We start from the raw sequence: 25,890 nt of genomic DNA, 5'->3' as shown, positions 1-25,890 counted from the left end.
AACGCGGTGTGCCTGATGCAACCGGTGATCGTTCTTCGCGGGCAAGCCTCGCTCCTACAGGTGGGGAAGCGTCAGATCGGGTTCGGGCAATCGATGAAGATGTGCTCGAGGGCAAAGCGTCGCGCCAGGTAATCGCCCAGCGCCTGGACGCCATAGCGCTCGGTGGCGTGGTGACCGGCGGCGATGAAGCTGATGTCGTTTTCCCGGGCGCTGTGGAACGTCTGCTCCGACGCTTCGCCGCTCAGGTACAGATCGACACCGGCCAGGACCGCCTGATCGATGTAGCCCTGGCCGCCACCGGTGCACCAGCCGACGCGACGGATCATCGAACTGCCTTCGATGACCAGAGGCTCACGGCCCATGACTTCCTGCACACGGCGGGCGAAATCCCGGGGCGTGGCCGGCTCGTTGAGCGATCCCACCAGTCCGACGACCTTGAGGTTTTCAGGATCCAATGGTCCCTCGACGGTGATGTCGAGCTGCCGCGCCAGCTGCACGTTGTTGCCGACCTCCGGGTGCAGATCCAGCGGCAGGTGATAGGCCAGCAAGCTGATGTCGTGCTTGAGCAAAGTCTTCAACCGGCGCTGCTTCATGCCGGTGATGCACGGGTTCTCGCCCTTCCAGAAATAACCATGGTGTACCAGCACCAGATCGGCATTGGCTTCCACCGCGGCATCGAGCAACGCCTGGCTGGCGGTGACGCCGCTGACGATGCGCATCACCTGCGGCCGGCCCTCGACCTGCAGGCCGTTGGGGCAGTAATCGGCGATCCTTGCAGCGTTGAGGTAACGGTCGGCTTCTTCGACGAGTGTGCTCAGGGCGACGGCCATAAAAGACTCCTAAATATCCCGTTCAGAGGCGCGCGCGGCCTCGTATAATGCGCGACATTATGAGCGGTCTCTTACCGCCTGCAACTCTCTCAGGACGTGTTTAATGCTCAAGGCGCTGCGTTTTTCCGGCTGGCCGCTGTTGGCCGGCGTGCTTGTCGCTCTGTTAATCATCCAGCGTTACCCGCAGTGGGTCGGGCTTCCAAGCCTCGACGTCAACCTGCAGCAAGCCCCGCAAACCACCAGCATGCAGGAAGGCCCGGTGTCCTATGCGGACGCGGTGACCACTGCCGCGCCGTCCGTGGTGAACCTGTACACCACCAAAGTCATCAACAAGCCCAGCCATCCACTGTTCGAAGATCCGCAGTTCCGCCGCTTCTTCGGCGACAACTCGCCCAAGCAGAAACGCATGGAATCGAGCCTGGGTTCGGGCGTGATCATGAGCCCGGAAGGCTACATCCTGACCAACAACCACGTGACCAGCGGTGCCGACCAGATCGTGGTGGCGCTCAAGGACGGACGTGAAACCCTGGCCCGGGTGATCGGCAGCGACCCGGAAACCGACCTCGCGGTGTTGAAGATCGACCTGAAGAACCTTCCGGCGATCACCGTCGGCCGCTCCGATAGCATCCGCATCGGCGACGTCGCGCTGGCCATCGGCAACCCGTTCGGCGTCGGCCAGACCGTAACCATGGGCATCATCAGCGCCACCGGCCGCAACCAGCTGGGCCTGAACAACTACGAAGACTTCATTCAGACCGACGCGGCGATCAACCCCGGTAACTCCGGCGGTGCGCTGGTGGACGCCCTCGGCAACCTGACCGGTATCAACACGGCGATCTTCTCCAAGTCCGGTGGTTCTCAGGGCATCGGCTTCGCAATCCCGGTCAAGCTGGCCATGGAAGTAATGAAGTCGATCATCGAGCACGGCCAGGTGATTCGTGGCTGGCTCGGCATCGAGGTGCAGCCTCTGAGCCAGGAACTCGCGGAGTCCTTCGGTCTGTCGGGGCGTCCGGGCATCGTGGTCGCGGGGATTTTCCGCGATGGTCCTGCGCAGAAGGCGGGCCTGCAATTGGGTGACGTGATCCTCACTATCGACGGCGAACCGGCCGGCGATGGCCGTCGTTCGATGAACCAGGTCGCGCGGATCAAACCGACCGACAAGGTCACGATCCAGGTGATGCGCAACGGCAAGGAGCTCAAGCTCACGGCTGAAATCGGCCTGCGTCCACCGCCTGCGCCAGTGAAGGAAAAAGAAGAAGAGTAAGCCTGGCCCGAGAATCTCGGGCTATTGGAAGACATTCTCATTAGACATGTTATATTGTTTCAATTCTTGAAATTGGAACAACATAACATGTCGTCTCGAACAAAGGCCTCCCTCGCCGGTTTCGCCTTCGGCCTGCTGGGAAATCCGGCCTTCGCCGAAGAACCCCGCCCCCTGGAACTGGACGCCATCAGCGTCACGTCCGACTATCAGTCCCCTACCGGTCCCGTCGATGGCTATCGCGCCACCCGCTCTTCGACTGCGACCAAGACCGACACCGCCATTCGCGACATCCCGCAATCGATCAGTGTGGTTCCCGTCAGCGTGCTCAACGACCTGGGCAGCACCAGCGTCGAGCGCGCGCTGGATTTCGCCGGTGGCGTATCCAAGCAGAACAACTTCGGTGGCCTGACCCTTTACGAATACAGCGTGCGCGGCTTCACCACCTCGGAGTTCTACAAGGACGGCTTCAGCGCCAATCGCGGCTACCCGAGCACGCCGGACGTGGCCAACATCGAACGCATCGAAGTGCTCAAGGGCCCCGCCGCCAGCCTATACGGCCGAGGCGATCCGGGCGGCACCGTGAACATCGTCACTAAAACGCCTCAACCCGAAGCCTTCACCACCTTGCAAACCAGCGCCGGCAGTTGGGATCGCTATCGCACGGCAGTGGACGTCAACACGCCGCTGGATGAGCACGGCGATGTCCTGTCCCGGGTGAATCTGGCCGTGGAGGACAATCACAGCTTCCGCGATCACGTCGACAGTCAGCGGGTGTTCGTCGCGCCTTCGTTCAGCTGGCAGCTCAATCCCGATACCCGCCTGCTGGTGCAGAGCGAATTCGTCCGGCACAGCTCGACCTTCGATCGCGGCATCGTTGCTCCGAACAACAAATGGAGCGGCGTCTCCCGTTCGACCTTCCTCGGCGAACCCGATGACGGCGACATCGACAACCACAACAATCAACTTCAGGCCGCCGTCGAACACCAGCTCAACGACCTTTGGCAATTGCGCCTGGCCAGTCACTACAAGGAAGGCCGGCTCTGGGGATTCGCCTCCGAACAGCGCGCGCTGAATGCCGATGGCCACACCGTCAACCGGCGCTATCGCGAGCGCGACAACAACTGGCACGACAGCATTACCCAGCTCGAATTGCGCGGCTTTTTCGACCTTGGCAGTTGGCAGCACGAACTGCTGATCGGCAGCGAGTATGAAAACTACCGCAAAGACGAACGGGTCACGACCATTGCCGGCGTCCCCTACGCCATCGACATTTATCAGCCAGTCTACGGCCAGCCGAAACCCGACGGCGCGCGCTCCGGAACAGACTTTTTCGAACACGTCGAAAGCCGCGCGCTGAACCTGCAGGACCAGATCATCTTCACCGACAAACTGCGGGGCATGCTCGGTGCGCGCATCGAACAGTTCGAGCAGCGCATCGACGATCACACCCGTGGCGCCAGCAGCCATCAGCGTCACGACGCCCTCACCCAGCGCGCCGGCCTGCTCTATCAACTGACGCCCGAAGTCGGCCTGTTCGCCAACGCCTCCACCTCGTTCAGACCGAACAACGACCTGGACGCCGCCGGCAAATCCTTCGACCCGGAAGAAGGCGTCGGCTATGAAATCGGCATCAAGAGCGAGCTGTTCGACGAGCGCTTGAGCAGCACCCTCGCGGCCTTTCACATCGAAAAGGAAAACGTCCTTGCACTCGATCCGGCCACCGACACCAGCCGTGCCATGGGTAAGGCGCGCAGCCGCGGCTTCGACCTGCAAATCGCCGGGCAAGTCAGCGACGCGCTGAGGGTGATCGGCGCGTTCGCCTACATCGACGCCGAGGTCACCCAGGGTGACTCGGTGATTCCCACGGGCAGCCGGATTCTCGGCGTGGCCAAGCGCAGCGGCAGCCTGCTGGGGGTTTACGAATTTCAGGACGGGCGCTTGCGCGGCTCGGATGTCGGAGCGGCGTTCACCTACGTCGGCGATCGCTCGGGCGAAGCCGGCGGCGACTTCGAATTGCCGGCCTATCACACCGTTGACCTGCTCGCGCATTACCAGGCCACGGACAACCTCAAGGTCGGCCTGAACCTGAACAACGTTTTCGACGAGAAGTATTTCGAGCGCTCGTACAGCAACTACTGGGTCAACCCCGGCGAGCCGCGCAATTTCACCGTCAGCCTGACACTCACTCTGTAAAAGGACGCCCCATGCACGCTCTCAAACCCCTGGCCCTGCTCGGCTTGCTGTTCGCCACTGAAGTCTCGGCCCACGGCCTGTGGACAGAAGAACGCCGCGGCAACATCGAAGTGATTTACGGCCATGGCGCCGAAGACAATGCCTTCAAGGCCCGCAAGATCAGTGGCGCCTGGGCCTATGACAAAAACGGGAAAATGATTCCGGTAACGGTACAGCGCCTGGTCGATCACGCCCGCCTGCAACCACTGAAACCACCGGCCGTGATGGCGGTGGCGCTGGACAACGGCATGTGGTCGCAGACTGCGGACAAGAAGTGGATCAACGAAGGACGCAGCAAAGTACCGGGGGCGATCGAGTCGACCCAGACCTTCAAGTACAGCCTGGCGATTTATCAGCCGGGGGCGAAGTTGCCGAAACTGGATCAGATCAAATTGCTGATCCTGCCCGAAACCGACCCACTGCTGGTCGGCCCCGGCCAGTCATTGTCGGTTCGGGTGCTGCTGGATGGCAAACCGGCGGCGGGTGTGAAGTTGATCGGCGATTACCGCAGCGCGCCCAACACCTTGACCACTGAAACCGACAAGGACGGCCGTGCGCAAGTACTGGTACGTAATGAGGGTTTGAATGTGATTGCGGCACAGGTGGAAGTGCCGGTGAAGGACAGTGCGGATATCAGCAGTCGCGGGTTGTTCAGTTCGCTGACGTTCCTGGGCGAGCCGCATCACGAATAACCCACACCCCCTGTAGGAGCGTGGCTTGCCCGCGAAGAACGATAACGCAGTGTACCTGTTACACCGAGTCATCGTTGTTCGCGGGCGAGCCTCGCTCCTACAGGTTCAGCGGTGTTTTAGAGGTCGCCGAGCCCCTCGATCAACGCCTGATTCTGCTCCGGCGTACCAATCGAAATCCGCAGGAACTGCGCAATCCGCTCCTGTTTGAAGTGACGGACAATCACGCCCTGCTCACGCAGCTTCGCCGCCAGCCCTGCCGCATCGTGCTGCGGGTGACGGGCGAAGATGAAGTTGGCCGCCGACGGCAGTACTTCGAAGCCCTTGGCTTGCAACTGAGCGGTCACCCATTCGCGGCTTTCGATGACCAGACGGCAGGTCTTGTCGAAGTACTCGCGATCTTCAAATGCAGCCGCCGCACCGACGTTCGCCATGCGATCGAGCGGGTAGGAGTTGAAGCTGTTCTTGATCCGCTCCAGCGCCTCGATCAGGTCCGGATGCCCCACCGCCAAACCAACCCGCAGGCCGGCGAGGGAGCGGGATTTGGACAGGGTCTGGGTCACCAGCACGTTCGGATAACGGTCCACAAGGCTGATCGCGGTTTCGCCGCCGAAGTCGATGTAGGCCTCGTCCACCACGACCACCGAATCCGGGCTGGCCTTGAGAATCTGCTCGATCGCTTCCAGCGCCAGCAGGCAGCCGGTCGGGGCGTTCGGGTTGGGGAAGATGATCCCGCCGTTCGGCTTGGCGTAGTCCGCAGGGTTGATCTGGAACTGTTCATCCAGAGGCACTGCATCGAAATGGATGCCATACAAGCCGGCGTAAACCGGATAGAAGCTGTAGCTGATATCCGGGAACAGCAGCGGTTTGTCGTGCTGCAGCAAGCCGTGGAAGACATGCGCCAGCACCTCATCGGAACCGTTGCCGAGGAACACCTGATTGCTCTTCACGCCGTAGTAGTTGGCGACCGCGTTTTTCAACAGATCGCTGTTCGGGTCCGGGTACAGGCGCAGGTTGTCGTTGAGCTCGGTCTGCATCGCGGCCAAGGCTTTCGGCGATGGACCGTAAGGGTTTTCGTTGGTGTTGAGCTTCACCAGCTTGGCCAGTTTCGGCTGCTCGCCCGGCACGTAAGGCACCAGGTTCTTGACGAACGGGCTCCAGAATTTACTCATGTTCAGTTCCCCTGCCCTGGTACGAAGTCTTTATCGAGAATGCGGTATTCGGCGCTGCGTGCGTGGGCGCTCAGCGATTCGCCACGAGCCAGCACCGAGGCGGTCTTGCCCAGCTCGGAGGCACCGGCTTCGGAGCAGAAGATGATCGACGAGCGCTTTTGGAAGTCGTACACACCCAGCGGCGACGAGAAGCGCGCGGTGCCGGAAGTCGGCAACACGTGGTTGGGACCGGCGCAGTAGTCGCCCAGGGCTTCGGAGGTGTGACGGCCCATGAAGATCGCGCCGGCGTGGCGGATCTTCGGCAACCAGGCTTGCGGGTCGGCGACCGACAACTCCAGGTGCTCCGGCGCGATGCGGTTGGCCACTTCCATGGCTTGCTCCATGTCACGCACCTGAATCAGCGCACCACGGCCGTTGATCGAGGTTTCGATGATGGTGGCGCGGTCCATGGTCGGCAGCAGCTTGGCGATGCTGGCGGCCACCTTGTCGAGAAACTCGGCATCGGGGCTGACCAGGATCGCCTGGGCGTCTTCGTCGTGCTCGGCCTGGGAGAACAGGTCCATGGCGATCCAGTCCGGATCGGTCTGGCCGTCGCACACCACGAGGATCTCCGAAGGACCGGCGATCATGTCGATGCCGACCTGACCAAACACGTGGCGCTTGGCCGTGGCGACATAGATGTTGCCCGGACCGACCACCTTGTCGACCTGCGGAACGCTTTCAGTGCCATAGGCCAGGGCAGCTACCGCCTGGGCGCCGCCGATGGTGAACACGCGGTCGACGCCGGCGATGCAGGCAGCGGCCAGCACCAGTTCATTGACTTCGCCACGCGGGGTCGGCACCACCATGACCACTTCGGTCACGCCAGCCACCTTGGCCGGAATCGCGTTCATCAGTACCGACGAAGGATACGAAGCCTTGCCGCCCGGCACATACAGGCCGGCGCGATCCAGTGGAGTGACTTTCTGGCCCAGCACCGTGCCGTCGGCTTCGGTGTAGCTCCAGGAGTCCTGTTTCTGCTTTTCGTGGTAGCTGCGCACGCGGGCCGCGGCTTTTTCCAGGGCTTCGCGCTGGGTCACGGTGATTCGGGTCAGGGCCAGTTCCAGGCGCTCGCGCGGCAGGATCAGGTCGGCCATGGACGCGGCGTCCAGCCCGTCGAACTGACGGGTGTAATCCACCAGCGCCGCATCGCCGCGCTCGCGCACGTTCTTGATGATGTCCAGCACTCGCTGATTGACCGAGTCGTCAGACACACTTTCCCAGCTCAGCAGATGATCCAGATGATGCGCGAAATCCGGGTCAGCAGCGTTGAGTCGGCGAATTGCAGTCAGTGCGGTCATAGCGAGAGCCTCATAGGATTGGCAAAAAACTCAGGCGCCCGAAGCTAACATCCGATCCGCTTGGGCACCTGAGAATTCTGGCTATGAGGCGGATAGACGGCGCGGCTCAGAGCCGCGCGAGTGAATCAGCCGCGGTGTCGAGACTCCACTGCCTTGCGCAGGGTGTCGATCAACGCCTGGATACGGGCGTGTTGCATTTTCATCGAAGCCTTGTTGACGATCAGCCGGGAGCTGATGGCGGCGATGAAGTCCTGTGGCTCCAGGCCGTTGGCCCGCAGCGTGTTACCGGTGTCGACCACATCGATGATCTTGTCGGCCAGGCCGATCAGCGGCGCCAGCTCCATCGAACCGTACAGTTTGATGATATCGACCTGACGGCCCTGTTCGGCGTAGTAGCGCTTGGCAACGTTGACGAACTTGGTGGCGATGCGCAGGCGGCCCTTGGGCTCGACTGCGCCGACCTTGCCGGCGGTCATCAGCTTGCACTTGGCGATCTGCAGATCCAGCGGCTCGTAGAGGCCCTGGCCACCAAATTCCATCAGCACGTCTTTACCGGCGACACCCAGGTCGGCGGCGCCATGCTCGACATAGGTCGGCACGTCGGTGGCACGCACGATCAACAGGCGTACATCTTCCTGGGTCGTGGGGATGATCAGCTTGCGGCTCTTGTCCGGATTCTCGGTCGGCACGATGCCCGCTTCAGCCAGAAGCGGCAGGGTGTCGTCAAGGATGCGGCCCTTGGACAGTGCGATGGTCAACATGGGAAACGTCAGTCCTTATCAAGGTACTCATGTACGGTCGCAAACGGCGCCGGACATACATCGAGCCGGATACCCGGCTCGACTTGAAACAAAACCTGTCGGACACGTCCCTGTGCCCATCTGCAATGACTAGCCCGGAACGCGACGGATCTTGGCGCCCAGCATCTGCAGTTTCTCTTCGATGCACTCGTAACCACGGTCGATGTGGTAGATGCGGTCGATCAGGGTATCGCCTTCGGCGACCAGCGCCGAAATCACCAGGCTGGCCGAAGCACGCAGGTCGGTGGCCATGACTGGCGCGCCCTTGAGCTTTTCGGTACCGGTCACGATGGCAGTGTTGCCTTCGACCTGGATCTTGGCGCCCATGCGGTGCAGTTCGTAAACGTGCATGAAGCGGTTTTCGAAGATCGTCTCGATCACGGCACCGGTGCCTTCGGCAACGGCGTTGAGGGAGATGAACTGCGCCTGCATGTCGGTCGGGAACGCCGGGTAAGGAGCTGTGCGCACGTTCACGGCCTTGGCCCGCTTGCCGTGCATGTTCAGCTCGATCCAGTCTTCGCCGGTGTTGATCTCGGCACCCGATTCACGGAGCTTTTCCAGCACCGCTTCAAGGATGGTCGGATCGGTGTCCTTGACCTTCACGCGACCCCCGGTCACGGCTGCGGCAACCAGGTAGGTGCCGGTTTCGATACGGTCGGGCATCACTTTGAAGGTGGTGGTGTGCAGACGCTCGACGCCATCGATGGTGATGGTGTCGGTGCCGGCGCCGGAAACCTTGGCGCCCATGGCGTTCAGGAAGTTCGCCAGGTCAACCACTTCAGGCTCGCGCGCGGCGTTCGCCAGGACGCTGCGGCCCTTGGCCAGTGCAGCGGCCATCATGATGTTTTCGGTACCGGTCACGCTGACGGTGTCGAAGAAGAAGTGCGCACCGCGCAGGCCGCCTTCAGGCGCCTTGGCCTTGATGTAGCCGCCTTCGACGTCGATCACCGCGCCCATGGCTTCCAGGCCACGGATGTGCAGGTCGACCGGACGCGAACCGATGGCGCAACCGCCTGGCAGCGCCACTTCGGCTTCGCCGAAACGGGCAACCATCGGACCCAGCACCAGGATCGACGCACGCATGGTTTTAACCAGTTCGTATGGAGCGACCAGGGTCTTGATGGTGCGCGGGTCGATTTCGACAGCCAGCTTCTCGTCGATCACCGGCTCAATGCCCATGCGACCGAACAGCTCGATCATGGTGGTGATGTCGTGCAGGTGCGGCAGGTTGGCAACGGTCACCGGGCCATCGCACAGCAGCGTGGCAGCCAGGATCGGCAGGGCAGAGTTCTTTGCCCCGGAGATGCGGATCTCGCCATCAAGACGAGCGCCGCCAGTAATAATCAATTTATCCATAAGAATCTCGACGCCCTTGGGCTCAGGTGCGCTCGGCCCAGGCCGCGCTGCTGAAAAATTTCATAGTGACCGCATGGATGCTGCCATCGGTGATCCATGGGTTCAAATGGGCATAGATCTGCTGCTGACGCTTGACCGGGCTCAATGCCGCCAGTTCATCGCTAATCACGTTCAGCTGGAAATTGCAGCCTTCGCCTTCAACTTCCACCTGAGTTTCTGGCAGCTTTGCTTCAAGGAAGCTTTTCACTTCTACGGCCTGCATGCTCAACCTCAATCGGCGCCATGTGCGCGCGGGTCGGACATCATACAAAAAAGCCCCGCGCCTGCGAACCCCGCGGAGCAGGACTCTGACGGGGGGCTTGTCTGTCGATGCGGTTTAGGGATTGGCCAACAACTCGGTCAGCTCACTGACCTCGGCGATTTCACGCATGTCCTCGGGCATTGCGCGGATGGTCAGCGCCTTGCCGGCCGCCTGCGCATCACGCATGAAGCACAGCAACAAGGATAGCCCCACGCTGCTGGACTTGGTCACTGCGGAGCAATCGACCACCACGGTCGCGGCCTTGCTCGCCTTGATCAGCGCCTGGCCCTGCTCACGCAGGCCAGGGCCGGTGCGATAGTCCAGCACGCCGCTGAGCCGCAGGTCACCGGCGGCATCCATCAGGACTGCCGACTCGCTCATTGGGCTTTCTCGGGGGATTGCTCTGCGGTCTGCTTGGCCTTGGCGACTTCACCGGCCCAGCCGTTGATGGTCTTGTCCAGGTCGTTGCCATTGCGCTGCATGGCGTCGGCGAACTGATCGCGGAACAGCTTGCCGATGTTGATGCCGTTGATGATGACGTTACGCAGCTTCCACTCGCCGTTGACCTTTTCCAGGGTGTAGGACACCGGATAGATCGCGCCGTTGCTGCCCTTGACGGTCATGCCGACGCTGGTGCGGTCGCCCGACTCGTCCTTGGCCGGATCGACGGTGATGCCCTGGTTGTTGTATTCGAGCAAGGCATTGCCGTAGAACTGGAACAGACCCCGCTTGAAGTTCTCTTCAAAGGTCTTCATCTGTTCAGGGGTGGCCTTGCGCGAGTACTTGACCGTCATGATGCTCTTGGAGATGCCTTCGGCATCCACCACCGGCCCGACAATGTTGTTCAGTGCCGCATAGAAACCGTTCGGATCCTGTTTGTACTTCTCTTTGTTAGCCGCCAGGTCCGAAAGCATCCGGTTGGTGGTGTCCTGCACCAGATCGTGCGCGGAAGGGGACGCCACGGCGTTAGCCATCAGCGGCAGGGCCGCGAGCAATACCAACAGGCCACGTCGCAAGATAGAGATCATTTAAAGGCTCCTCATTTAGCGTCTTTGCTAACAGTGTTGAGCAGGAATTTACCGATCAGGTCCTCGAGCACCAGCGACGACTGGGTGTCATGGATGGTCCCGCCATCGGCGAGCAGTTTTTCTTCGCCACCCACACTGATGCCGATGTATTTCTCACCCAACAGGCCAGCAGTCAGGATAGATGCAGTGGAATCGGTCGGCAGGTTATCCACCCGTTTTTCCAGCTGCATGGTCACTCGACCGGTGAAACTGTCGCGGTCCAGATCGATCGCCGTGACCTTGCCGATGGTCACACCGGCCATGGTCACTTTAGCTCTGACCGTCAAACCGGCGATATTGTCGAAATAGGCATAAAGTTTATAAGTGTCGGTGCTCGGGCTCGGGGACAAACCACTGACCCGCAGGGCCAGCAGCAGCAAAGCCAGGATGCCGGCCAGCAGGAAAAGGCCGACACCGATTTCCAGGGTGCGGTTTTGCATCAGAAATCTCCAAACATCAAGGCGGTCAAAATAAAGTCCAGGCCGAGCACTGCCAGAGAGGCATATACCACGGTCTTGGTGGTGGCACGACTGATCCCCTCGGAGGTGGGCTCGCAGTCATAGCCTTGGAATACGGCGATCCAGGTCACGACAAAGGCAAAAACCATGCTTTTGATGATGCCGTTGAGCACATCGTCGGCAAAGGTCACGCTGTTCTGCATGTTCGACCAGTAGGACCCTTCATAGACGCCCAGCCAGTCGACGGCCACCCACGAACCGCCCCAGATGCCCACGACGCTGAAAATCATCGCCAGCACCGGCAGGGAAATGAAGCCGGCCCACAGGCGCGGGGCAACGATGTACTTGAGCGGATCGACGCCGATCATTTCCAGGCTGGACAGCTGCTCGGTGGACTTCATGTTGCCGATTTCCGCGGTCAGCGCCGAACCTGCACGACCTGCAAACAGCAGTGCCGTCACCACCGGGCCCAGCTCGCGCAGCAGCGTCAGCGCCACCATCTGCCCGACCGCCTGCTCCGAACCGTAGCTGGAAAGAATGTTGAAGCCCTGCAGCGCCAGCACCATGCCGATGAAAATCCCGGAAACCACGATGATCACCAGCGACATCACGCCAACGGAGTGCAGCTGCTTGACCAGCAGGCCGAAAGCACCGCCGATGCCGCCGCGACCGAGCAAGGCGTGAAACAGGAACAGGGTCGAGCGACCGAACACCGACACGGTGTCGATCCCGGCCTGGCCGAACCGGCGTATGCGTTCTATTAGTGAAATTCTGCGCATCAGCGGCGCTTCCCCAGAAGATCTGCGCGGTAATCCGTCGCTGGAAAGTGGTACGCAACCGGGCCATCGGGTTCGCCGGTCATGAATTGACGAATTTTCGGCTCATCCGAGTTCATCAGTTCCTCAGGCGTGCCCTGCCCCAACACCTGCCCATCGCCCACTACATAGATATAGTCGGCAATGCTCGCGGTTTCGGCCAGATCGTGGGAAACCACGATGCTGGTGATGCCCAGCGCGTCGTTGAGCAGGCGGATCAGGCGGACAAGAACACCCATGGCGATCGGGTCCTGGCCGACAAAGGGCTCGTCGTACATGAGAATCTGTGGATCCATCGCGATGGCCCGTGCCAGGGCGACGCGACGCTTCATGCCACCGGACAGCTCATCGGGCATCAACTCGATCGCCCCGCGCAGACCCACGGCCTGCAATTTGAGCAGGACAATGTCACGAATCATTTCTTCGGGCAGATCGGTGTGGACGCGTAGCGGAAACGCGACGTTCTCGAAGACATCGAGATCGGTGAACAGGGCACCACTCTGAAACAGCACGCCCATGTGCTTGCGTGCGTCGAACAGATCGCTGCGCGAGAGCTTCGGCAGGTTCTGACCGTTGACCCAGACTTCGCCCGTGGTCGGTCGCAGCTGCGCGCCCATCAACCGCAAAAGCGTCGTCTTGCCGCAGCCGGAAGGTCCCATGATGCCGGTGACCTTGCCGCGCGGAATACGGATATCGACGTTATTGAAAATGCTGCGCGCACCGCGCTTGAAGGTCACTCCCTTCAGCTCGACCGCGTAGGCGTTATCGGCACTCATCTAAACTCCTTGCGATGCAACCTCTCACTCGGACGCCTGACTTTCTGACGAAAGCACATACCTCCGGGCGGGCCGAACTGGCGGCGAACTATATCACTGCAAACCCCGGGCGCCCAAGGTCAATGCCGTGTCATATTCTTAGGTATGACAGGCAGAAACCTTCATTTAGAGGGATTTACCGCACAAGGAATGACAAAGCGCGACGAACTAGCGTGAGGGTTTCGATCATAACCGCTATAATCGCCGCCTTTTCATCAGGCTAAACGATTTCTGACATGAGCCAATCCAGCGACCTGATTCAGTCCGCCCAACGCACCATCCGCCTCGAAGTCGAAGCCGTACAAGGCTTGATGCCGCAAATCGACGCGGATTTCGTACGCGCCTGCGAGATGATTCTGGCCAGCAAAGGTCGCGTGGTCGTGGTCGGCATGGGCAAGTCGGGGCATATCGGCAGAAAAATCGCCGCCACCCTGGCCAGCACCGGCACCACCGCGTTTTTTGTCCATCCGGCTGAAGCCAGCCATGGCGACATGGGCATGATCACTCGCGACGACATCATTCTCGCGCTGTCGAACTCCGGCTCCACCAACGAAATCATTACCCTGCTGCCGCTTATCAAGCGCCTGGGCATCCAGCTGATCAGCATGACCGGCAACCCTGACTCTGCGCTGTCCAAAGCCGCCGAGGTCAACCTCAATGTCAACGTCGGCCATGAAGCCTGCCCGCTGAACCTGGCGCCTACCTCCTCGACTACCGCCGCACTGGTCATGGGCGACGCCCTGGCCGTGGCGCTGCTGGACGCTCGCGGATTCACCGCCGAAGACTTCGCGTTCTCCCATCCGGGCGGTGCACTGGGCCGTCGCCTGCTGCTGAAAGTGGAAAGCGTCATGCATGCCGGGCAGGAGCTGCCGCAGGTTCAACGCGGCACCCTGCTCAAGGACGCGTTGATGGAAATGACCCGCAAGGGCTTGGGCATGACCGTCATTCTCGAAGCCGACGGCAAGCTGGCCGGGATCTTCACCGACGGCGACTTGCGTCGCACCCTGGATCGTCCCATCGACATTCACAGCGTCACCATCGACGAAGTGATGACCGCCCACGGCAAGACCGCCCGCGCCGAGATGCTCGCCGCCGAAGCGCTGAAAATCATGGAAGATCACCGAATCAACGCACTGGTCGTCGTGGACGATGAAGATCGCCCGATCGGCGCCTTCAACCTCTCCGATCTGCTGCGCGCAGGAGTCATGTAAATGAGCAACGAACTGTTGCAACGCGGCAAAGCGATCAAACTGGCGGTTTTCGACGTCGACGGCGTCCTCACCGACGGGCGCCTGTACTTCCTTGAAGACGGCAGCGAATTCAAGACCTTCAACACCCTCGACGGCCAGGGCATCAAGATGCTGATGGCGGCCGGCGTGCAGACCGCCATCATCAGTGGCCGCAAGACCCCGGTAGTCGAAAGACGCGCGAAGAATCTGGGCATCCCCCACCTGTATCAGGGTCGCGAAGACAAACTGGTGGTGCTGGACGAGCTTCTCGGCCAACTCAACCTAAGCTATGAACAGGTCGCCTACCTGGGTGACGACCTGCCTGACCTGCCGGTGATTCGCCGCGTCGGCCTGGGCATGGCGGTGGCCAATGCTGCCGGCTTCGTGCGCGAACACGCTCACGGCGTGACCCTGGCCCGCGGTGGCGAAGGTGCCGCCCGCGAGTTCTGCGAATTGATCCTGCGCGCCCAGGACCGCCTCGATGCGGCAAACGCCGCGTACCTGTGAGCCTGAACATGTTTAGTAAAAAACTTCGAAATGCCGTGCTGCTGACCTTTATCGCCGCGATTCTGGTCGCAGTCGGTTACTGGAACATCAGCCCGGAACGCTTCCTCGACAAGCCACCGGCCAAGACCACCGAAAGCCCGATCGACTGGTACGCGACCAATACTCACACCCTGCAATACCTCGAAGACGGCAAGGTGCAGTACGAAATGACGTCCGACAAGGCCGAACACGTGAAGGCCACCGACGTCACCCTGGTCACCAAGCCTGACCTGAACATGTACCGCGGCACCGAGTTCCCGTGGCACGTGACCAGCGAGCGCGGCGAAGTGAACCCGGGTGGCACCGAGGTCGAACTGATCGACAACGTGCGCGTCAAGCGCACCGATGAAAAGAACCGTGATGTGCTGATCACTTCCACCCGCATGACAGTGTTCCCTCAGGAGCAATATGCGCAGACCCAGCAACCCGTTAGAATCGACGGCGCTGGCGGCGTATCGACCGGTGTAGGAATGAAAGCGTATTTGAAGGAAAGCAGGATTCACCTGCTATCGAACGTAAGAGGACAGTATGAGGCTCGTTAAAACTCTCCCTATTTTGCTCGGTCTGAGCGCAGCACTGGGAAGCGTGAGCGCCTGGGCTCTGCCGAACGATCAGCAGCAGCCAATCCGTATCCAGGCCGACGATGCCCAGCTGGACGACAAGAACGGCATTGCCACCTACACCGGCGATGTGATCATCACCCAGGGTTCGATGAAGGTTACCGGCAATAAAGTGACCATGACCCGCGCGCCCAACGGCGACATCGACGTGGTGACCTCGGTGGGCAACCTGGCTTACTTCGAACAACTGCAGACCGCGGGCGATCCCAAGCCGGTGCAGGGCTGGGGTGTAACCATCCAGTACCACGCTCAGCAGAACCGCGTGGTACTGATCGATCGCGCCAAAGTGATCGACAAGGACAACAACACCACCCAGGGCGAGAAAATCGTCTACGACACAGTCAAGAAGCTGGCCAGCGCCGGTCGCGCTACCGGCAGCAACGTCACCGAATCGCGTCCACGCATCGACATGGTGATCCAGCCGAAAAAGAAAACCGACGAGCAAAAGGCCCCGTAAATGGCAACTCTGAAAGCTCAGCATCTGGCCAAGAGCTACAAGAGCCGCCAGGTCGTGCGTGACGTCAGCCTGTCCATCGACAGCGGTCAGATCGTCGGCCTGCTCGGCCCTAACGGCGCCGGCAAGACCACCTGCTTCTACATGATCGTCGGCCTGGTACGAGCCGATCAGGGCCGCGTGCTGATCGACGACCTGGACGTCAGCCACCAGCCGATGCACGGTCGCGCCAAAGCCGGTATCGGCTACCTGCCGCAGGAAGCATCGATCTTCCGCAAGCTCTCGGTAGCCGACAACATCATGGCGATCCTGGAGACCCGCAAGGAGCTCGACAAGGCAGGCCGTCGTCGCGAACTGGAAAGCCTGCTGCAGGAATTCCACATCAGCCACATTCGCGACAACCTGGGCATGAGCCTGTCCGGTGGTGAACGTCGCCGCGTGGAAATCGCCCGTGCGCTGGCCACCAACCCCAAGTTCATCCTGCTCGACGAACCCTTCGCCGGCGTGGACCCGATCTCGGTCGGCGACATCAAACAGATCATTCACCACCTCAAGGCCAAGGGCATTGGCGTGCTGATCACCGACCACAACGTCCGCGAGACGCTGGACATCTGCGAAACCGCCTATATCGTCAATGATGGGCAGTTGATTGCAGAAGGCGACTCCGAGACGATCCTGGCCAATGACCTGGTCAAGGAAGTGTATCTGGGCCACGAGTTCCGCCTATAAGCACCTTGGTGCGAGGCTGGTCGACCGAGCGCTTGTCTCGATAAAAAATCAACACTTTTTTATTGTTACAGCGCTCTAGGCAAACACTGCAATATCAGGCATATAATTTGCTTATGTTTGGCGCTTCGGCGCCCTGTAGTGGATGGCGCATGTGCGCCGGAATAAGGTGTTAAGCCCCTGCCATGAAACCATCGCTAGTCTTGAGAATGGGCCAGCAGCTGACGATGACACCGCAGCTGCAACAGGCCATCCGCCTGCTCCAATTGTCGACCCTGGACCTGCAACAGGAAATCCAGGAGGCCCTGGAGTCCAATCCGATGCTCGAACGCCAGGAAGAAGGCGACGACTTCGACAACTCCGATCCGATGGCCGACAACGTCGAACAGAAGCCAAACACGGAAATCCAGGAACCCTCCTACCAGGAAAGCGCACCAACCGTCGACAACCTCGAGGAAGGTGACTGGAACGAACGCATTCCCAACGAACTGCCCGTCGACACCGCCTGGGAAGATGTCTACCAGACCAGCGCCAGCAGCCTGCCCAGCAACGATGACGACGAATGGGACTTCACCACCCGCACGTCGGCCGGTGAAAGCCTGCAAAGCCATCTGCTGTGGCAATTGAACCTGGCGCCGATGTCCGACACCGACCGCCTGATCGCCGTGACCCTGATCGATTGCATCAACAATCAGGGCTACCTCGACGAAACCCTCGAAGAAATCCACGAAGCCTTCGATCCGGAACTCGACATCGAGCTGGACGAGATCGAAGCCGTCCTGCACCGCATCCAGCAATTCGAACCCGCCGGCATCGGCGCCCGCAACCTGGGCGAGTGTCTGCTGCTGCAATTGCGCCAGCTGCCCGCCAAGACCCCTTGGCTGACCGAAGCCAAGCGCCTGGTCACCGACTTCATCGACCTGCTCGGCAGCCGCGATTACAGCCAGCTGATGCGCCGCATGAAGCTCAAGGAAGACGAGCTGCGCCAGGTGATCGAACTGGTCCAGAGCCTCAACCCGCGTCCGGGCTCGCAGATCGAGTCCACCGAAGCCGAATACGTGGTGCCCGACGTGATCGTGCGCAAGGACAACGAGCGCTGGCTGGTGGAACTCAACCAGGAGTCGGTGCCTCGGCTGCGGGTCAACGCCCAGTACGCCGGTTTCGTGCGCCGCGCCGACACCAGCGCCGATAACACCTTCATGCGCAATCAGTTGCAGGAAGCCCGCTGGTTCATCAAGAGCCTGCAGAGCCGCAACGAAACCCTGATGAAAGTGGCCACCCAGATCGTCGAGCATCAGCGCGGCTTCCTGGAGTACGGCGACGAGGCCATGAAGCCGCTGGTCCTGCACGACATCGCCGAAGCGGTGGGCATGCACGAGTCGACGATTTCCCGGGTGACCACCCAGAAATTCATGCATACCCCTCGGGGCATCTACGAGCTGAAATACTTTTTCTCCAGCCACGTCAGCACCTCTGAAGGCGGAGAATGCTCGTCCACGGCGATCCGCGCGATCATCAAAAAACTGGTTGCCGCTGAAAATCAGAAAAAGCCGTTGAGTGACAGCAAGATCGCTGGTTTACTGGAGGCACAAGGCATTCAGGTGGCTCGCCGCACCGTCGCCAAGTACCGCGAATCCCTCGGGATCGCGCCTTCGAGCGAACGCAAGCGGTTGATGTAGGGCCACGCCACAGCGTTCCAGTGGCAGGTAATTTGTGCCTGCCGCTTTATGCACTGGCAACGAAGGAGAAGCTGTATGCAAGTCAACATCAGTGGACACCAACTGGAAGTGACCGAACCTCTTCGCACCTACATCGGCGAAAAACTCGATCGATTGGAGCGACATTTCGACAAGATCACCAACGTGCAGGTCACGATGACGGTCGAAAAACTGAAGCAGAAAATCGAAGCCACCCTGCATATTCCCGGCAGTGAAGTGGTCGCCAACGCGGAACATACCGACATGTACGCAGCGATCGACGCACTGACCGACAAGCTGGACAAACAACTCAAAAAGCATAAGGAAAAGACCCAGAGCCTCCTCCAGGGCGCTACCGGTCGTTAACACTCCCTACCCATGATCCGACTTGAAAATATCCTGACCCCCGGCCGTTCCCTGGTGAACGTGCCGGGAGGCAGTAAAAAGAAAGCCCTCGAACAAATTGCCAACCTTATCCACCGCAGTTTTCCGGATCTGGAGATGCAAGTTGTCTTCGAGGCATTGATTGCCCGTGAAAAACTCGGCTCTACGGGTTTTGGCAACGGCATCGCCATTCCTCATTGCCGCCTCAAGGGTTGCACCTCGCCCATCAGCGCGCTGATGCACCTGGATGCCCCTATCGATTTCGATGCGATCGATGGCGCCCCGGTCGACCTGCTGTTTGTCCTGCTGGTCCCGGAAGCCGCCACCGACGCCCATCTGGAGCTGTTGCGCCAGATCGCCAGCATGCTCGACCGCAAGGATGTGCGCGAAAAACTGCGCAGCGCCCCGAGCAATGAAGCCTTGTATCAGGTTGTCCTGGACGAGCAAAACAGGCCGTAACCATGCGCTTGATCATCGTCAGCGGCCGCTCCGGCTCAGGTAAAAGTACCGCCCTCGATGTACTCGAGGACAACGGCTACTACTGCATCGACAACCTGCCCGCCGGATTGCTGCCTGAACTGGCCGAACGCGCGCTGATCCATACCGAACTGCTACAACCGCTGGTGGCGGTGTCCATCGACGCCCGCAACCTGCCTAGCCATTTGTCACGGTTCCCGGAGTTGTTGGAAGAAGTCCGCAGCCGGCATATCCAGTGCGATGTCCTGTACCTGGATGCCGACGACGAGACCCTGCTCAAGCGCTTTTCTGAAACTCGTCGCCGCCACCCGCTGAGCAATGCCAACCGCTCGCTCGCTGAAGCGATCACCGACGAAAAGATCCTGCTGGACCCGATTGCCGACCTGGCAGATCTGAAACTCGATACCACCAACCTGAACCTCTATCAGCTGCGCGATTCGATCAAGCTACGCCTGCTGAACCAGCCGGAGCCCGGCACTGCGTTCCTGGTGGAGTCTTTCGGCTTCAAGCGCGGCATGCCGGTGGACGCCGATCTGGTGTTCGATGTGCGCTGCCTGCCCAATCCTTACTGGAAGCCGGAGTTGCGCGCGCAGTCCGGTCTCGATTTACCGGTTGCCGAGTACCTGGCGGCACAGCCGGATGTTGAAGAGATGTTTCAGGACATATCCACTTATTTGCTCAAATGGTTGCCCCGCTTTGCTGCCAGTAATCGCGCCTATGTCACCATTGCCATCGGTTGCACTGGCGGGCATCACCGTTCTGTCTATCTGACCGAACGGCTGGCCAAGACCCTGCAGCAATCTTTGAAGAACGTCCAGGTCCGCCACCGCGACCTCAGCTAAAGGATTCACATCGCGATGCCTGCTCGGGAAATCGAAATCATCAACAAACTGGGTCTGCATGCCCGGGCATCTGCAAAATTCGTCGGGGTCGCCGGCCAATTCAAGGATTGCACCATCCGGGTCGGCCGCACGCCGGAATCCACCGTGGACGGCAAAAGCATCATGGCCATGATGATGCTTGCCGCCGGCAAGGGCACCATGATCCACCTGAGTACGGAAGGTGCGCAGGATCAGGAAGCGATGGATGCGCTGGTTGCCTTGATAAACAACTATTTCGACGAAGGCGAATAACACCGCAGCCCCTGTAGCAGCTGGCGCAGCCTGCGTCCGGCTGCTACAGGGTGCAGTCAGCCCAACGCCGTATCCATCACCATCATCAGGCAAAAGCCGATCAACAACCCAAGGCTGGCCAGCTTGTCGTGACCATTGCGACGCGACTCCGGGATGACTTCGTGAGTCACCACCAGCAACATCGCCCCCGCCGCCAATGCCAGACCCAACGGCAACAGCAATTCAGCCAGGCTCACCAACCACGCGCACAACAGCGCGAACACCGGTTCGACCAGACCTGACGCCGCACCGATCAGGAACGCCTTGAACCGCGACATCCCCGCCCCGGCCAATACCAAAGCAATCACCAGCCCCTCCGGCACATCCTGCAGGGCAATGCCCATGGCCAGGCTGTCGGCGTCCGGCATGCCGCCACCGGCGGACACGCCCACCGCCATGCCTTCGGGAATGTTATGGGCAATGATCGCGAACACGAACAGCCAGATCCGTGGCGGAATGACCGGACGCTCAAGGGTACCGATGAGCTCTTCCGGGGATGCGCCGGACACCTTGCGATCGACCAGGAACAGACCGAACGCGCCGAGCATGATGCCGAAACAGATCAGGCCACTGGCGCCCCACGGCGTCATGCCGAGTTTTTCCGCCGCGGCAATGCCGGGCACGATCAACGAGAACGCGGTCGCCGCCAGCATCACGCCGGCGCCAAATCCCAACAACGTATCGCTGAGCGCTTGGGGCATGCGCCGAATCACCAGTACCGGCAACGCCCCGAGCGCGGTGCCGAGGGCGCAGATAGCACCGCCCTGCAGTGCCCTCGACAACCTCGGCTCCAGATTCAGCCACTCCAGCCCGTGCGCCACCAGCAAGCTCATGCCCGCCAGCACTAACAGCGATCCAAACGCGTAACGAAACATTCGTCCACTTCCGATCGCCAGTGTTTCAGTGCCCATATTCAGCCTTGGATTGTGTGCGGGTGGACTTAATTCAAAGCAGCCTGATAGCGCGCAGCGACTTCGGGCCAGTTGATCACGTTGTAAAACGCGCTGATGTATTCCGGACGGCGATTCTGATATCGCAGGTAGTAAGCGTGTTCCCAGACATCCAGACCGAGAATCGGTGTGTTGCCATTCATCAACGGGCTGTCCTGGTTACCGCTGCTTTCCACTATCAGAGTCTTCTGCGGTGTGACGCTCAGCCAGGCCCAACCACTGCCGAAGCGGGTCAGCGCCGCCTTGGTGAAGGCCTCCTTGAAACTGTCCAGACCGCCCAGTTGCTCGTCGATGGCCTTGGCCAAAGCGCCTTCGGGCTTGCCGCCGCCGTGGGGCGCCATGACTTCCCAGAACAGCGAATGGTTGGCGTGACCGCCGCCCTGATTGATCACCGCTGCACGCAGTTTCTCCGGCAGTTGCTGCACGGCGGCGACCAGTTTTTCCACGGGCCATTCGGCGAACTCGGTGCCTTCGACCGCGGCGTTCAGGTTGTTGATGTAGGTCTGGTGATGCTTGGTGTAGTGAATCTCCATGGTCTGCGCATCGATGTGCGGTTCCAGGGCGTCGTAGGCGTACGGCAAGGCAGGCAAGGTAAAAGCCATTTCAATGAACTCCATGATGGTGAGGCGCAGGCGAAGCGGCATCGATGTGCAGCAAGCGATGGGTGCGCGGGTATTCGCCGTGTTCGCTGATGAAATTCAGCAGTTCGACATAGGTCTTGCTGCTCTGACGCAACGCGGCTTCGCGCAAGGCTTGCGGCAACCGCGAGTCCTGCATGGTCTGCAACAGCCGCTGGTGGATGGCGCACAGGTATTCGGCGCTCTCCTCCGGCTGATTCAGACGCAGATGCAGGTCCGCCAGGTTGTGATGGGAAATCACGCAGGCCGCCACCGCTTCATCGGCATTCGCCCAGCGCTCGAACAGCACCTGAGCCAGGGCCAACGCCTGCAAGTAAGCCTCGCGAGCATCGACCAGTTCACCCTGCATGAAAAAACGATTGGCTCTTTCGATCGTACGTTTCCAGTGCTCCATGGTGTACCTCCAAGGCGGCAGCGGGGTTTTACACGCCGCCTGCGGTGAGTTTTTCCGGGTTGAGCAGCTCTTCCAGCTGGCTGCGGGACAGGTCGGTGTATTCCAGCGCGACATCGATCACCGGGCGCCCCTGGGCGTAGGCCTTCTTCGCGATCTCCGCGGCCTTCTGGTAGCCGATGATCGGGTTCAGCGCGGTCACCAGAATCGGGTTGCGCGACAGGGCTTCCTTGAGACGGGACTCGTTGACCTTGAAGCTGGCAATGGCCTTTTCACCGAGCAGGCGGCTGGCGTTGGCGAGCAACTCGATGCTGCTCAGCAGGTTCTGGGCGACGATCGGCAGCATCACGTTCAGCTCGAAGTTGCCCGACTGGCCGGCGATGGTGATGACCGTGTCGTTGCCGATCACCTGGGCGGCGACCATGGCGGTGGCTTCCGGGATCACCGGATTGACCTTGCCCGGCATGATCGAAGAGCCTGGTTGCAGCGCTTCGAGTTCGATTTCACCCAGACCGGCCAAGGGACCGGAGTTCATCCAGCGCAGATCGTTGGCAATTTTCATCAGCGAGACTGCGGTCGCCTTGAGCTGACCGGAAACCGCGACGGCGGTGTCCTGGGAACCGATCAGGGCAAACAGGTCCACGCCCGGGGTGAATTCCACCTTGGTCAGTTGGCTCAACTGCTGGCTGAAACGCGCCGCGAACTCGGGATGCGCATTGATCCCGGTGCCCACCGCCGTGCCGCCCTGCGCCAGGGATTGCAGGCTTGGCTGCAGGCCTTGCAGATGACCGATGTTGGCCTTGAGCTGCTGCGCCCAACCGTTGAGCACCTGGCTCAGGCGCACGGGCATGGCATCCATCAGATGGGTGCGGCCGGTCTTTACGTGGTGATGCACTTGCCCGGCCTTTTGTTCGATTACCTGCACCAGGCCGTTCAGGGCCGGCAGCAACTGCTCGTGCAAGGCCAGCGCGGCGCTGACGTGGATGGTGGTCGGGATGATGTCGTTGCTGCTCTGGCCGCAGTTGACGTGATCGTTCGGGTTCACCGGCTCGCCCAGCAGGCGGCTGGCAAGGGTGGCGATCACTTCGTTGGCGTTCATGTTGGAACTGGTGCCGGAACCGGTCTGGAAGATATCCACCGGGAAGTGCTGCATGAAATCGCCTTCGAGCAGACCTTGCGCCGCATCGACGATGGCTTTGCCCTGGGACGGGCTGATCTGCTTGAGCTCGATGTTGGCCCGGGCTGCCGCAGCCTTGGCCAGGATCAGCGCTCGAATGAATTGCTCCGGCATCGGCTTGCCGCTGATCGGGAAGTTATCCACAGCACGTTGGGTCTGTGCACCGTAGAGGGCGTCTTCCGGGACCTGAAGCTCGCCCATGCTGTCGCGCTCAATACGTGTCTTGGTCATCTGTAAATCCTTGCACCAGTTCGATAAGAGGGATGGAGGGTTGCAACTCGCAGGTCGCCAGTTGCCAGGTGTAGCTCTGCCAGCGTTTGAGCCGGCATTTGCAGAGGGAGAGGCGTTCCAGCTCGCGCAGCGGGCGCCAGGCTTGATCCAGGCAGTAGGTGCGCCAGTGCCAGGGCAGCGCCACATCGGCGGCCGTGTCGAGCAACAAGCGGAAAGAGGTTTCAGCGACGGTCCAGGCAGAGGTGGCCGTGCAACACGCCAGATACCGGCCTTCGGCCAGGTAATGTTCGATCAGGCGGGGTTCGTCGGGATCCATCGCGCAACGGATCTGGCGACTCATCCAGCGCCAGTTTTCGAGGTAGGGCTGCTCGTGCAAGGCAGAACTCATGATCCGGGCTCATTCGATAATGAGATTTATTATTAGATGATAATGAGAACCAAAACAACCCCGCACGGATCAGAGGAATCATTGTGGGAGCGAGCCTGCTCGCGATGCGATTGATCATTCAACACAGGCGTCGGCTGACAGACCGCTATCGCGAGCAGGCTCGCTCCCACAGGGTTTCGTTTTCGGCCAATAAAAAAGGCGCGCCACCCGATGGGTGGCGCGCCTTTTTTGTACAGCGAGGAGGTTTAGCTGCCGGCGACCATCATCCGCTCGATCAGCACCGACCCTGTACGAATGTTGCTGCGCAGCTCCAGGTCATTCCCCACCGCTACGATCTGCTTGAACATGTCGCGCATGTTGCCGGCGATGGTCACTTCCTGCACCGCGAACTGGATTTCGCCGTTCTCGACCCAGTACCCCGCCGCACCGCGCGAGTAGTCGCCGGTGACCATGTTCAGCCCCTGTCCCATCAGCTCGGTCACCAGCAGGCCGCGACCCATGCGGCGAATCAATGCCGCCTGGTCTTCATCGCCATGGGTCACGAACAGGTTGTGTACGCCACCGGCGTTGGCGGTACTCGGCATGCCGAGTTTGCGACCGGAATAGGTCCCGAGGATGTAGGACACCAGCTCGCCATTTTCGACGAACGGCTTGGCGTAAGTGGCCAGGCCATCACCGTCGAACGCCGCACTGCCCAGGGCGCGCATCAGGTGTGGACGCTCGTCGAGAGTCAGCCATTCCGGGAACAGCTTCTGCCCCAGGGTGCCTTCGAGGAACGACGACTTGCGATAAAGACTGCCGCCGGAAATCGCCGACAGGAAACTGCCAAACAAACCACCGGCCAGTTCTGCGGAAAACAGCACTGGCACTTCGCAGGTCGGCACCGGACGCGCGCCCAGACGGCTCGCCGCCCGTTGCGCAGCACGCTGGCCGATGCTCACCGGGTCCGCCAGCAAATTGCCAATGCGGTTAACGTCATACCAGTAATCGCGCTGCATCTGGCCATCGGCCTCCGCGATCATCACGCAGCTCAGGCTGTGACGGGTCGAGGCGTAGCCGCCGATGAAGCCGTGGCTGTTGCCGTAGACGCGGCAACCCTGATGCGTGCTCAAGGTGGTGCCGTCGGCGTTCTTGATCCGCGCGTCGGCATCGAAGGCCGCGGCTTCGCAGAGCAAGGCTTTCTCGATGGCTTGTTCCGGGGTGATGTCCCAGGCGTGGAACAGGTCGAAATCATGAAGATCCCGAGCCATCAGCGCGGCGTCGGCCAGGCCCGAGGCGTCGTCTTCAGAGGTGTGTTTGGCGATGGCCAGAGCGGCGGCGACGGTTTCGCGAATGGCGTCAGGGCCGCTGGCCGAGGTGCTGGCCGAGCCCTTGCGCTGGCCGACATACAAGGTGATGCCGAAGCCCTGATCGCGGTTGAACTCGACGGTTTCGACCTCGCGCTGACGCACCGAAGTCGACAGCCCCTGCTCCAGGGACACCGCCACTTCACAGGCACTGGCACCCTGACGCTTGGCCTCAGCGATGATCTGCTCGACCTGTTCCTGCAGTGCCGGCAATGCTTGTGGGCCGACTCTTTCAACTGCACTCATGCTGTTCTCCACTCAAATTCTGCTTTCGGTAACGGTCATCGAGCGACCGGGCCGGACAAGCGGCCCCCGACTGGTTATC

At 60.7% G+C, this 25,890-nt stretch carries 30 protein-coding genes; 13 read left to right on the top strand and 17 right to left on the bottom strand.

Annotation, left to right across the window (positions count from 1 at the left end):
- Positions 1 to 71: 71 nt before the first annotated feature.
- On the bottom strand, positions 72 to 830 hold the full coding sequence (locus ACW9JE_RS08850) for a Nif3-like dinuclear metal center hexameric protein (protein WP_224538417.1): 759 nt from the start codon (positions 828 to 830) through the stop codon (positions 72 to 74).
- Between the two features lie 103 nt (positions 831 to 933).
- Between ACW9JE_RS08850 and algW the strand changes: the two genes are divergently transcribed.
- The 3 genes from algW to ACW9JE_RS08835 all read left to right on the top strand — a co-directional run bounded on the left by algW (position 934) and on the right by ACW9JE_RS08835 (position 5,018).
- The gene (algW, locus tag ACW9JE_RS08845; protein WP_457432531.1) at positions 934 to 2,094 is read left to right on the top strand and encodes a Do family serine endopeptidase AlgW; all 1,161 of its coding nucleotides are present in this window, start codon (positions 934 to 936) and stop codon (positions 2,092 to 2,094) included.
- Between the two features lie 87 nt (positions 2,095 to 2,181).
- Positions 2,182 to 4,287 carry a TonB-dependent siderophore receptor gene (locus ACW9JE_RS08840; RefSeq protein WP_457432530.1) on the top strand — a complete coding sequence of 702 codons (2,106 nt, stop codon included), beginning with the start codon at positions 2,182 to 2,184 and terminating at the stop codon, positions 4,285 to 4,287.
- An 11-nt stretch (positions 4,288 to 4,298) separates the two neighbouring features.
- Positions 4,299 to 5,018: a DUF4198 domain-containing protein gene (locus ACW9JE_RS08835; protein ID WP_457432529.1), complete on the top strand. Its 720-nt coding sequence runs from the start codon at positions 4,299 to 4,301 to the stop codon at positions 5,016 to 5,018.
- A 116-nt stretch (positions 5,019 to 5,134) separates the two neighbouring features.
- On the opposite strand, the gene hisC is transcribed toward ACW9JE_RS08835, so the two are convergent.
- From hisC to ACW9JE_RS08785, 10 genes are all read right to left on the bottom strand, one after another.
- Entirely contained in the window at positions 5,135 to 6,187 is a 1,053-nt protein-coding gene (hisC, locus tag ACW9JE_RS08830) for a histidinol-phosphate transaminase (RefSeq protein WP_457432528.1), read from the bottom strand.
- A gap of 2 nt (positions 6,188 to 6,189) precedes the next feature.
- On the bottom strand, positions 6,190 to 7,527 hold the full coding sequence (gene hisD / locus ACW9JE_RS08825; RefSeq protein ID WP_224538407.1) for a histidinol dehydrogenase: 1,338 nt from the start codon (positions 7,525 to 7,527) through the stop codon (positions 6,190 to 6,192).
- Between the two features lie 125 nt (positions 7,528 to 7,652).
- Entirely contained in the window at positions 7,653 to 8,288 is a 636-nt protein-coding gene (hisG, locus tag ACW9JE_RS08820; RefSeq protein ID WP_110966372.1) for an ATP phosphoribosyltransferase, read from the bottom strand.
- A gap of 129 nt (positions 8,289 to 8,417) precedes the next feature.
- Positions 8,418 to 9,683 (bottom strand): UDP-N-acetylglucosamine 1-carboxyvinyltransferase, encoded by a 1,266-nt coding sequence (gene murA, locus ACW9JE_RS08815; protein WP_224538406.1) that lies wholly within the window; start codon positions 9,681 to 9,683, stop codon positions 8,418 to 8,420.
- A gap of 22 nt (positions 9,684 to 9,705) precedes the next feature.
- Positions 9,706 to 9,945, bottom strand: a complete 240-nt coding sequence (locus ACW9JE_RS08810) for a BolA family protein (protein ID WP_224538404.1) — start codon at positions 9,943 to 9,945, stop codon at positions 9,706 to 9,708.
- A gap of 114 nt (positions 9,946 to 10,059) precedes the next feature.
- Positions 10,060 to 10,365, bottom strand: a complete 306-nt coding sequence (locus ACW9JE_RS08805) for an STAS domain-containing protein (RefSeq protein WP_224538402.1) — start codon at positions 10,363 to 10,365, stop codon at positions 10,060 to 10,062.
- Positions 10,362 to 11,012, bottom strand: coding sequence for an MlaC/ttg2D family ABC transporter substrate-binding protein (locus ACW9JE_RS08800; RefSeq protein WP_457432527.1), 651 nt, complete (start codon positions 11,010 to 11,012; stop codon positions 10,362 to 10,364). Before ACW9JE_RS08800 ends, ACW9JE_RS08805 begins: the two co-directional genes overlap by 4 nt.
- Positions 11,013 to 11,023: 11 nt before the next feature.
- The gene (mlaD, locus tag ACW9JE_RS08795; RefSeq protein ID WP_175375947.1) at positions 11,024 to 11,491 is read right to left on the bottom strand and encodes an outer membrane lipid asymmetry maintenance protein MlaD; all 468 of its coding nucleotides are present in this window, start codon (positions 11,489 to 11,491) and stop codon (positions 11,024 to 11,026) included.
- Complete coding sequence (mlaE, locus tag ACW9JE_RS08790; RefSeq protein WP_175375946.1) at positions 11,491 to 12,288, bottom strand: lipid asymmetry maintenance ABC transporter permease subunit MlaE; 798 nt, start codon at positions 12,286 to 12,288, stop codon at positions 11,491 to 11,493. The genes mlaD and mlaE overlap by 1 nt, the downstream gene beginning before the upstream one ends.
- Positions 12,288 to 13,100 (bottom strand): ATP-binding cassette domain-containing protein, encoded by an 813-nt coding sequence (locus tag ACW9JE_RS08785; RefSeq protein WP_224538397.1) that lies wholly within the window; start codon positions 13,098 to 13,100, stop codon positions 12,288 to 12,290. The genes mlaE and ACW9JE_RS08785 overlap by 1 nt, the downstream gene beginning before the upstream one ends.
- Before the next feature lie 275 nt (positions 13,101 to 13,375).
- On the opposite strand from ACW9JE_RS08785, the gene ACW9JE_RS08780 reads away from it, so the two are divergent.
- The 10 genes from ACW9JE_RS08780 (at position 13,376) to ACW9JE_RS08735 (ending at position 20,405) form a co-directional block, all read left to right on the top strand.
- Positions 13,376 to 14,350 carry a KpsF/GutQ family sugar-phosphate isomerase gene (locus ACW9JE_RS08780; protein WP_224538395.1) on the top strand — a complete coding sequence of 325 codons (975 nt, stop codon included), beginning with the start codon at positions 13,376 to 13,378 and terminating at the stop codon, positions 14,348 to 14,350.
- On the top strand, positions 14,351 to 14,875 hold the full coding sequence (locus tag ACW9JE_RS08775) for a KdsC family phosphatase (protein ID WP_224538393.1): 525 nt from the start codon (positions 14,351 to 14,353) through the stop codon (positions 14,873 to 14,875).
- Positions 14,876 to 14,883: 8 nt separating this feature from the next.
- Positions 14,884 to 15,456 carry an LPS export ABC transporter periplasmic protein LptC gene (gene lptC, locus ACW9JE_RS08770; RefSeq protein WP_175375942.1) on the top strand — a complete coding sequence of 191 codons (573 nt, stop codon included), beginning with the start codon at positions 14,884 to 14,886 and terminating at the stop codon, positions 15,454 to 15,456.
- The gene (gene lptA, locus ACW9JE_RS08765; protein WP_457432526.1) at positions 15,443 to 15,991 is read left to right on the top strand and encodes a lipopolysaccharide transport periplasmic protein LptA; all 549 of its coding nucleotides are present in this window, start codon (positions 15,443 to 15,445) and stop codon (positions 15,989 to 15,991) included. Before lptC ends, lptA begins: the two co-directional genes overlap by 14 nt.
- Positions 15,992 to 16,717: an LPS export ABC transporter ATP-binding protein gene (lptB, locus tag ACW9JE_RS08760; protein WP_175375940.1), complete on the top strand. Its 726-nt coding sequence runs from the start codon at positions 15,992 to 15,994 to the stop codon at positions 16,715 to 16,717. It abuts the gene before it with no gap.
- Positions 16,718 to 16,899: 182 nt separating this feature from the next.
- Entirely contained in the window at positions 16,900 to 18,393 is a 1,494-nt protein-coding gene (locus tag ACW9JE_RS08755; protein WP_224538388.1) for an RNA polymerase factor sigma-54, read from the top strand.
- Between the two features lie 75 nt (positions 18,394 to 18,468).
- Positions 18,469 to 18,777 (top strand): ribosome hibernation-promoting factor, HPF/YfiA family, encoded by a 309-nt coding sequence (hpf, locus tag ACW9JE_RS08750; RefSeq protein WP_224538386.1) that lies wholly within the window; start codon positions 18,469 to 18,471, stop codon positions 18,775 to 18,777.
- Positions 18,778 to 18,789: 12 nt separating this feature from the next.
- Positions 18,790 to 19,254, top strand: coding sequence for a PTS IIA-like nitrogen regulatory protein PtsN (gene ptsN, locus ACW9JE_RS08745; protein ID WP_224538384.1), 465 nt, complete (start codon positions 18,790 to 18,792; stop codon positions 19,252 to 19,254).
- 2 nt (positions 19,255 to 19,256) lie between these two features.
- A complete protein-coding gene (gene rapZ / locus ACW9JE_RS08740; RefSeq protein ID WP_224538382.1) occupies positions 19,257 to 20,114 on the top strand; it encodes an RNase adapter RapZ in 858 nt (285 codons plus the stop codon).
- A 15-nt stretch (positions 20,115 to 20,129) separates the two neighbouring features.
- A complete protein-coding gene (locus tag ACW9JE_RS08735; protein ID WP_224538380.1) occupies positions 20,130 to 20,405 on the top strand; it encodes an HPr family phosphocarrier protein in 276 nt (91 codons plus the stop codon).
- A gap of 56 nt (positions 20,406 to 20,461) precedes the next feature.
- On the opposite strand, the gene ACW9JE_RS08730 is transcribed toward ACW9JE_RS08735, so the two are convergent.
- The 6 genes from ACW9JE_RS08730 to pmbA all read right to left on the bottom strand — a co-directional run bounded on the left by ACW9JE_RS08730 (position 20,462) and on the right by pmbA (position 25,811).
- Positions 20,462 to 21,355: a ZIP family metal transporter gene (locus ACW9JE_RS08730; RefSeq protein WP_457432525.1), complete on the bottom strand. Its 894-nt coding sequence runs from the start codon at positions 21,353 to 21,355 to the stop codon at positions 20,462 to 20,464.
- 29 nt (positions 21,356 to 21,384) lie between these two features.
- Positions 21,385 to 21,996, bottom strand: a complete 612-nt coding sequence (locus ACW9JE_RS08725; protein WP_457432524.1) for a superoxide dismutase — start codon at positions 21,994 to 21,996, stop codon at positions 21,385 to 21,387.
- Between the two features lies 1 nt (position 21,997).
- Positions 21,998 to 22,426, bottom strand: coding sequence for a hypothetical protein (locus ACW9JE_RS08720; RefSeq protein WP_457432523.1), 429 nt, complete (start codon positions 22,424 to 22,426; stop codon positions 21,998 to 22,000).
- 28 nt (positions 22,427 to 22,454) lie between these two features.
- Positions 22,455 to 23,831, bottom strand: a complete 1,377-nt coding sequence (locus ACW9JE_RS08715; protein WP_457432522.1) for a class II fumarate hydratase — start codon at positions 23,829 to 23,831, stop codon at positions 22,455 to 22,457.
- Positions 23,812 to 24,219 (bottom strand): FagA protein, encoded by a 408-nt coding sequence (locus tag ACW9JE_RS08710; RefSeq protein WP_175375931.1) that lies wholly within the window; start codon positions 24,217 to 24,219, stop codon positions 23,812 to 23,814. The genes ACW9JE_RS08715 and ACW9JE_RS08710 overlap by 20 nt, the downstream gene beginning before the upstream one ends.
- Before the next feature lie 245 nt (positions 24,220 to 24,464).
- Positions 24,465 to 25,811 (bottom strand): metalloprotease PmbA, encoded by a 1,347-nt coding sequence (pmbA, locus tag ACW9JE_RS08705; protein ID WP_457432521.1) that lies wholly within the window; start codon positions 25,809 to 25,811, stop codon positions 24,465 to 24,467.
- Between the last annotated feature and the right edge of the window lie 79 nt (positions 25,812 to 25,890).

This window comes from Pseudomonas sp. SDO55104_S430 (assembly GCF_054070595.1).
Note: the sequence above shows the minus strand (reverse complement) of the source record. Positions and strands in the feature narration are given on the sequence as shown.

What these genes read in the sequence shown, in the direction of transcription:
- ACW9JE_RS08850 (WP_224538417.1), bottom strand. Translation starts at nt 830, where the DNA reads ATGGCCGTCGCCCTGAGCACACTCGTCGAAGAAGCCGACCGTTACCTC.
- algW (WP_457432531.1), top strand. Translation starts at nt 934, where the DNA reads ATGCTCAAGGCGCTGCGTTTTTCCGGCTGGCCGCTGTTGGCCGGCGTG.
- ACW9JE_RS08840 (WP_457432530.1), top strand. Translation starts at nt 2,182, where the DNA reads ATGTCGTCTCGAACAAAGGCCTCCCTCGCCGGTTTCGCCTTCGGCCTG.
- ACW9JE_RS08835 (WP_457432529.1), top strand. Translation starts at nt 4,299, where the DNA reads ATGCACGCTCTCAAACCCCTGGCCCTGCTCGGCTTGCTGTTCGCCACT.
- hisC (WP_457432528.1), bottom strand. Translation starts at nt 6,187, where the DNA reads ATGAGTAAATTCTGGAGCCCGTTCGTCAAGAACCTGGTGCCTTACGTG.
- hisD (WP_224538407.1), bottom strand. Translation starts at nt 7,527, where the DNA reads ATGACCGCACTGACTGCAATTCGCCGACTCAACGCTGCTGACCCGGAT.
- hisG (WP_110966372.1), bottom strand. Translation starts at nt 8,288, where the DNA reads ATGTTGACCATCGCACTGTCCAAGGGCCGCATCCTTGACGACACCCTG.
- murA (WP_224538406.1), bottom strand. Translation starts at nt 9,683, where the DNA reads ATGGATAAATTGATTATTACTGGCGGCGCTCGTCTTGATGGCGAGATC.
- ACW9JE_RS08810 (WP_224538404.1), bottom strand. Translation starts at nt 9,945, where the DNA reads ATGCAGGCCGTAGAAGTGAAAAGCTTCCTTGAAGCAAAGCTGCCAGAA.
- ACW9JE_RS08805 (WP_224538402.1), bottom strand. Translation starts at nt 10,365, where the DNA reads ATGAGCGAGTCGGCAGTCCTGATGGATGCCGCCGGTGACCTGCGGCTC.
- ACW9JE_RS08800 (WP_457432527.1), bottom strand. Translation starts at nt 11,012, where the DNA reads ATGATCTCTATCTTGCGACGTGGCCTGTTGGTATTGCTCGCGGCCCTG.
- mlaD (WP_175375947.1), bottom strand. Translation starts at nt 11,491, where the DNA reads ATGCAAAACCGCACCCTGGAAATCGGTGTCGGCCTTTTCCTGCTGGCC.
- mlaE (WP_175375946.1), bottom strand. Translation starts at nt 12,288, where the DNA reads ATGCGCAGAATTTCACTAATAGAACGCATACGCCGGTTCGGCCAGGCC.
- ACW9JE_RS08785 (WP_224538397.1), bottom strand. Translation starts at nt 13,100, where the DNA reads ATGAGTGCCGATAACGCCTACGCGGTCGAGCTGAAGGGAGTGACCTTC.
- ACW9JE_RS08780 (WP_224538395.1), top strand. Translation starts at nt 13,376, where the DNA reads ATGAGCCAATCCAGCGACCTGATTCAGTCCGCCCAACGCACCATCCGC.
- ACW9JE_RS08775 (WP_224538393.1), top strand. Translation starts at nt 14,351, where the DNA reads ATGAGCAACGAACTGTTGCAACGCGGCAAAGCGATCAAACTGGCGGTT.
- lptC (WP_175375942.1), top strand. Translation starts at nt 14,884, where the DNA reads ATGTTTAGTAAAAAACTTCGAAATGCCGTGCTGCTGACCTTTATCGCC.
- lptA (WP_457432526.1), top strand. Translation starts at nt 15,443, where the DNA reads ATGAGGCTCGTTAAAACTCTCCCTATTTTGCTCGGTCTGAGCGCAGCA.
- lptB (WP_175375940.1), top strand. Translation starts at nt 15,992, where the DNA reads ATGGCAACTCTGAAAGCTCAGCATCTGGCCAAGAGCTACAAGAGCCGC.
- ACW9JE_RS08755 (WP_224538388.1), top strand. Translation starts at nt 16,900, where the DNA reads ATGAAACCATCGCTAGTCTTGAGAATGGGCCAGCAGCTGACGATGACA.
- hpf (WP_224538386.1), top strand. Translation starts at nt 18,469, where the DNA reads ATGCAAGTCAACATCAGTGGACACCAACTGGAAGTGACCGAACCTCTT.
- ptsN (WP_224538384.1), top strand. Translation starts at nt 18,790, where the DNA reads ATGATCCGACTTGAAAATATCCTGACCCCCGGCCGTTCCCTGGTGAAC.
- rapZ (WP_224538382.1), top strand. Translation starts at nt 19,257, where the DNA reads ATGCGCTTGATCATCGTCAGCGGCCGCTCCGGCTCAGGTAAAAGTACC.
- ACW9JE_RS08735 (WP_224538380.1), top strand. Translation starts at nt 20,130, where the DNA reads ATGCCTGCTCGGGAAATCGAAATCATCAACAAACTGGGTCTGCATGCC.
- ACW9JE_RS08730 (WP_457432525.1), bottom strand. Translation starts at nt 21,355, where the DNA reads ATGGGCACTGAAACACTGGCGATCGGAAGTGGACGAATGTTTCGTTAC.
- ACW9JE_RS08725 (WP_457432524.1), bottom strand. Translation starts at nt 21,996, where the DNA reads ATGGCTTTTACCTTGCCTGCCTTGCCGTACGCCTACGACGCCCTGGAA.
- ACW9JE_RS08720 (WP_457432523.1), bottom strand. Translation starts at nt 22,426, where the DNA reads ATGGAGCACTGGAAACGTACGATCGAAAGAGCCAATCGTTTTTTCATG.
- ACW9JE_RS08715 (WP_457432522.1), bottom strand. Translation starts at nt 23,831, where the DNA reads ATGACCAAGACACGTATTGAGCGCGACAGCATGGGCGAGCTTCAGGTC.
- ACW9JE_RS08710 (WP_175375931.1), bottom strand. Translation starts at nt 24,219, where the DNA reads ATGAGTTCTGCCTTGCACGAGCAGCCCTACCTCGAAAACTGGCGCTGG.
- pmbA (WP_457432521.1), bottom strand. Translation starts at nt 25,811, where the DNA reads ATGAGTGCAGTTGAAAGAGTCGGCCCACAAGCATTGCCGGCACTGCAG.